Here is a 5175-nt window from a genome sequence, read left to right on the forward strand (position 1 = left end):
TTATTTTATGTTTGATAAGAGCGGGCTTGCTCGCGAAGACTGGCTAACAGGCGCCAAGTCTCGATCAGGCTGTAGCGAGCCGCCGATTGAGCTGATGCCGCCAGCGCACATACAGCAGCGCCGTGCAGAACACTGCCAGGCTGGCCAGCATTTCCAACATACCGAACGCCTGGCGGTTCGGGTCATACGCCGCCAGCGCGCCCTTGATGAAATACAGGTTCACCGCAAAGCACATCCACGAATGCCCCCGCGCACTGCCGCTGATCATGCCCGGCGCCAGCAACAGCAGCGGCGCCAGTTCGATCAGCAGGATCACCCACGGGCGTGCGCCGTGCAGGTCGGCGATGAACAGGTAATACCCGCACAGCAGGCCCACCAGGGCAAAAAATGCCAGCAGGCTCAATGCGCGTGCCACCTTTACACGCGGCTCCAGCCACGCCTGGGGCGGCAGGATTTTAGGCTTTTTGGCCACGGCCATTCTCCAGCAGCGTGGCGGTGGTCGCCAGGCGCAAGCCCAATGCCCGGCACAGGGCGATTTCGTGTTGATCGAGCATGCGCTTGCCGTCCGGCCCGGAATGGTGGCTGGCGCCATACGGCGTGCCGCCGCCCTGGGTGTCGAGCAATGCCTGTTCGCTGTAGGGCAGGCCGGTGATCAACATGCCGTGGTGCAACAGCGGCAGCAGCATCGACATCAGCGTGGTCTCCTGGCCGCCGTGCAGGCTGGCGGTGGAGGTGAACACGCCAGCAGGCTTGCCGACCAGAGCGCCGGTGAGCCACAGGTTGCTGGTGCCATCGAGGAAGTACTTGAGCGGCGCGGCCATGTTGCCGAAGCGCGTCGGGCTGCCCAGGGCCAGGCCAGAGCAGTTTTTCAAATCATCCAGGCTGGCGTACAACGCGCCTTCGTCCGGGATGCTCGGCGCCACGGCTTCGCATTCGGTGGAGATCGCCGGCACGGTGCGCAAGCGCGCTTCCATACCGCCTTGCTCGATGCCCCGGGCAATTTGCAGGGCCATTTCGCTGACCGAGCCGTTGCGGCTGTAATACAGCACCAGCACATACGGTGTGGTCACGGCAGAATCTCCAGCACGTTTTCCGGTGGGCGGCCGATGATGGCTTTGTCGGCGGTTTCCAGGATCGGGCGTTCCATCAGCTTGGGATGTTCGGCGATAGCGGCGATCAGTTGGGTTTCGCTGAGGGTGGCGTCGGCCAGGTTGAGACTTTTGTATTCGTCTTCGCCGGTGCGCAGCAATTGACGGGCGCTGAGGCCCAGTTTGCCCAGCAAGGCCTTGATTTGCGCGGCGTCCAGCGGGGTTTCCAGGTAGCGCACCACGGTTGGTGCAAGGCCGCGGGCTTCAAGCAGTTCGAGCGCACCGCGGGATTTCGAGCAGCGCGGGTTGTGATAAAGCGTCAGATCGGTCATGTGCGGGTCGCATCTTGCGTAAGGTGGCGGGTATTCTACCCGCGCTGCGCCCCGTCCTTAAACCGTAAGAGGCGATAGGTCGCAGCCAACGTTCATTTTTGCGAAGGATTACCCCATGACACGTCGACTGATCGGTGCATTGGCGATCATTACCACCCTGCTGCTCAGTGGCTGCGGCAATGACTATGGCGTTGACCAGTACGGCCAGAAAGTCGCGGCCGAGCGCCTGGACAAGCAATGGCTGGTGGTCAACTACTGGGCAGAATGGTGTGGCCCGTGCCGCACGGAAATCCCTGAACTCAATGCCTTGGCCGAGCAGCTCAAAGCACAGAACGTCGGGGTGTTCGGGGTTAATTTCGATAACGTGCAAGGCGCAGAGCTGAAAGAAGCCAGCGACAAGCTGGGGATCAAGTTCACCGTGCTGGCACAGAACCCGGATGGGATCTTCGATATTCCGCGCAGCGAAGCGTTGCCGGTGACCTACATCATTGACGACAAGGGCAAGGTGCGTGAGCAGTTGATGGGTGAGCAGACCGCCGAAGGTGTATTGGCCAAGCTCAAGGCCCTGCGCGGCTAACGCAACAGCATAAAACCAATATGGGAGGGGACAAGTCGAATTGTCGCACCGCCCTCCCACATTTGGATCTCCATCAAGTCACAGACTCAGGATCAGCCCTCTTCGAGCCACAAACGAATCGGCTTGCCCTCGGCCGGCCAGAAGCGCGTCTGCTCGATCGGCGAGATGTCCCAGCGCTGCACCCCTTGCAGGGCCTGGAAGAAGCGCTGTTCCTGCTCCATCAGGGCCTCGGCGCAGAGTTTGCGGGTGCTGCCGAGCTTGCCGAAGCTGAGCTTGTCGCCCTCGACGGTGTACGGCGCAAACCAGTGGTTGCAACCACCATTGCCGTAGGCGCGACCATCGGCGCCGAGGGTGACGGTCAGGTGGGCGTAGTCCATCAACGGCCGCTCACCAATCCACTCCACCACGTAACTGTGATCCTGCTTGAGCTTGACCGCATCACCGGCACAGCCGCTCAGGGCCGCGCCGACGGCGGCGAGCAGAAGCAGGCCTTTCATTGCGCAGCCTTCTGGCATTTCGGGCAGCGGTGCTTGTCGCCTTCGCTGGCCCAGCCCAATTCCTTGATGCGCGCATTGGCGGCAGGCTGCAGCGGCTCCTTGCTCAGCTTGGTTTCCACCGCGAATTCAAACTCCAGCACGGTGTCGCAGCTGTCGCAGTTGACCTTCCAGGTGTGAATCTCCAACTCGCCGAATTTCGGCCCTTGGGCCATGGCGACCCATTGGCCCGCCGGGCGGATGGAGTAGCGCGCATCGCCTTCGACGGTCAGGCGCATCGACAGGGTTTTACTGCCGCGCAGGGTGACGATCAGCACGTCGCCGTGCTTGATCGAACCACCGTTGCCGGTGACCTGGTAACGGCCCGGCACCAGGGCGCGGCATTCGATCAGGGTGTGTTGCGGGCTCAGCAAGCTGAAGCGGAAATCGTGTTCGGCCATGGATCCTCCAAATAGGCGCGGCATCCTATCACGGGTGCCTGCTCATCATGAGCCTGGTATGTGACCGCTGATCATCCTTCGACGAGGTTCTGCGCCCGGCCATCGGCCCATGCCGCAATGTTGGCCAGGGTGGTGCCGGCAATGGCTGCCAGGGCTTCGCGGGTGAGGAACGCCTGGTGCGCGGTGATGATCACGTTGGGGAAGGTCAGCAGGCGCGCAAGCACGTCGTCTTGCAGGGGCAAATCCGAGCGGTCCTCGAAAAACAGCTGGGCTTCTTCTTCGTAGACATCCAGCCCCAGATACCCGAGTTGGCCGTCCTTGAGCGCTTCGATCAATGCCGGCGTATCCACCAGGCCGCCGCGACCGGTGTTGATCAGCATCGCGCCAGGCTGCATCTGTGCCAGGGAACGGGCGTTGATCAGGTGCTTGCTGTCGGCGGTCAGCGGGCAGTGCAGGCTGATGATCTGCGCTTGCGCGAGCAACTCGGGCAGGCTCACATACTGCGCGCCCAAGGCCTGGACCTGCGGATTGGGGAAGGGGTCGTAGGCGAGCAGCGTGCATCCGAACCCGGCCATGATCCTGGCAAATGTCGCGCCGATCTGCCCGGTACCGACCACACCGACCGTCTTGCCCACCAGGTCGAAACCGGTGAGGCCGTGCAAGCTGAAGTCGCCATCGCGGGTGCGGTTGTAGGCCCGATGCAAGCGGCGGTTGAGGGCGAGGATCAGCGCGACCGCATGCTCGGCGACCGCGTGGGGCGAGTAGGCGGGCACGCGCACGATGCTCAGGCCCAGGCGCCTGGCGACGGCGAGGTCGACATGGTTGTAACCCGCCGAACGCAGGGCAATCAGCCGTGTGCCGCCCTTGGCCAGGTGTTCCAGCACCGGGGCACTGAGGTCGTCGTTGATAAAGGCGCAGACCACCTCGTGGTGTTCGGCCAGGGCCACGGTGTCGAGAGTGAGCCGGGCAGGCTGGAATTGCAGCTCCAGGCCCGGTGGCAGCGGCTCGCCGAGGAAGCTGTCGCGGTCGTAGGTCTGGCTGCTGAAAAGAATCACGCGCATTGAAAATGCTCCCTGCCATTTATCAGTTGAACAGCGCCTTGAAATGGGGTCAGACACTGACCCGCGCTTCACTGGCCAGCCGGGCGATGGCCATGTCCAGTTCGTCCAGGGCGGTCATGGCCTTGGCGTCGTCCTGCTTGAGCAGGGTTTCGGCACGTTGGCAGGCGGCGCGCAGTTGCGGCACGCCACAGTAGCGGGTGGCACCGTGCAGGCGGTGGACGCGTTCGATCAACGCCAGATTGTCCTTGGCATCGCGGGCCACGTGAATGGCCTGGCGGTCGGCCTCCAGCGAGGCCAGCAGCATGGCGAGCATGTCGGCGGCCAGATCGGTTTTGCCCGCGGCCAGGCGCAGGCCTTCCTCATGGTCGAGCACCGGCAACTGCACTCCCGGGCCCAGACCTTCGGTGACGCGCTCCGGCACTTGGTTGCGCAAGGCGAGGCCGGTCCATTTCAACACCACTTGGGCCAATTGCCGTTCGCTGATGGGTTTGGTCAGGTAATCGTCCATGCCGCTTTGCAGCAAGGCGCGTTTTTCGTTGGCCATGGCGTGGGCGGTGAGGGCGACCACCGGCAAGGGCGTGCCATGGCCCTCGCTTTCCCATTGGCGTATCGCCTCGGTACTCTGGCGCCCATCCATGCCGGGCATTTGCACGTCCATCAGCACCAGATCGAAGGTGTCCTGTTTCACGGCGTCGACCGCGGCATAACCGCTTTCTACCGCACGCACCTGGGCGCCCATGTCTTCCAGCAAGGTTTGCACCAACAGCAGGTTCGCCGGGTTGTCGTCGACACACAGCACACGCGGCGCACGGCTGGACAGCGGCTCGCCCGGCTCACTGCGCGACGGGCGCGGGCTGATCAGGTCGGACAGGGCGCGGCGCAGCTTGCGGGTGCACGCCGGCTTGGCCTGCAACTGGCTGTTGGGGTTGGGCACGGACTGGTTGAACAGCATCTGTTCGGTGGTAGGGCACAGCACCAGCACTTTGCAGCCCAGGTGTTCGAGGTCCCAAAGGTGTTGGTTGAGACGCTCGGGCGGAATGTCGTTGGCGGTTATGCCGAGAACCGCCAAGTCAATGGCCTGCTCGGTCTGATGGGCGCTGGTGATGCCGTTGGTCAGGCTTTCCAGGCTATTGAACGGCGTGACTTCCAGGCCGCAGTCTTCCAGTTGATGTTGCAGGGCCTG

General features: G+C 63.1%; 8 protein-coding genes. 1 reads left to right on the forward strand and 7 read right to left on the reverse strand.

Going from position 1 to position 5175, the window contains the following annotated elements; translation table 11 throughout:
* Window positions 1-64: 64 nt before the first annotated feature.
* The 3 genes from IQK56_RS24600 to arsC are packed head-to-tail and all read right to left on the reverse strand — an operon-like array spanning window position 65 to window position 1420.
* A complete protein-coding gene (locus tag IQK56_RS24600; RefSeq protein WP_193862500.1) occupies window positions 65-472 on the reverse strand; it encodes a DUF2069 domain-containing protein in 408 nt (135 codons plus the stop codon).
* Window positions 456-1070, reverse strand: coding sequence for an NAD(P)H:quinone oxidoreductase (gene wrbA, locus IQK56_RS24605; RefSeq protein WP_193862501.1), 615 nt, complete (start codon window positions 1068-1070; stop codon window positions 456-458). Before wrbA ends, IQK56_RS24600 begins: the two co-directional genes overlap by 17 nt.
* Window positions 1067-1420 (reverse strand): arsenate reductase (glutaredoxin), encoded by a 354-nt coding sequence (gene arsC / locus IQK56_RS24610; protein ID WP_122309743.1) that lies wholly within the window; start codon window positions 1418-1420, stop codon window positions 1067-1069. Before arsC ends, wrbA begins: the two co-directional genes overlap by 4 nt.
* 115 nt (window positions 1421-1535) lie before the next feature.
* Between arsC and IQK56_RS24615 the strand changes: the two genes are divergently transcribed.
* The gene (locus IQK56_RS24615) at window positions 1536-1997 is read left to right on the forward strand and encodes a TlpA disulfide reductase family protein (protein ID WP_122309745.1); all 462 of its coding nucleotides are present in this window, start codon (window positions 1536-1538) and stop codon (window positions 1995-1997) included.
* Window positions 1998-2089: 92 nt separating this feature from the next.
* On the opposite strand, the gene IQK56_RS24620 is transcribed toward IQK56_RS24615, so the two are convergent.
* The 4 genes from IQK56_RS24620 to IQK56_RS24635 all read right to left on the reverse strand — a co-directional run.
* The gene (locus tag IQK56_RS24620) at window positions 2090-2494 is read right to left on the reverse strand and encodes an META domain-containing protein (RefSeq protein ID WP_131698039.1); all 405 of its coding nucleotides are present in this window, start codon (window positions 2492-2494) and stop codon (window positions 2090-2092) included.
* Window positions 2491-2931: a hypothetical protein gene (locus IQK56_RS24625; protein WP_099586985.1), complete on the reverse strand. Its 441-nt coding sequence runs from the start codon at window positions 2929-2931 to the stop codon at window positions 2491-2493. The genes IQK56_RS24620 and IQK56_RS24625 overlap by 4 nt, the downstream gene beginning before the upstream one ends.
* 71 nt (window positions 2932-3002) lie before the next feature.
* Window positions 3003-3992 carry a 2-hydroxyacid dehydrogenase gene (locus tag IQK56_RS24630; RefSeq protein WP_122309750.1) on the reverse strand — a complete coding sequence of 330 codons (990 nt, stop codon included), beginning with the start codon at window positions 3990-3992 and terminating at the stop codon, window positions 3003-3005.
* A 49-nt stretch (window positions 3993-4041) separates the two neighbouring features.
* Window positions 4042-5175: response regulator (locus tag IQK56_RS24635; RefSeq protein ID WP_193901859.1), on the reverse strand; the 1134-nt coding region annotated here is incomplete at its 5' end.

Origin of the sequence: Pseudomonas cyclaminis, assembly GCF_015163715.1 — a bacterium.
Taxonomy (GTDB): domain Bacteria; phylum Pseudomonadota; class Gammaproteobacteria; order Pseudomonadales; family Pseudomonadaceae; genus Aquipseudomonas; species Aquipseudomonas cyclaminis.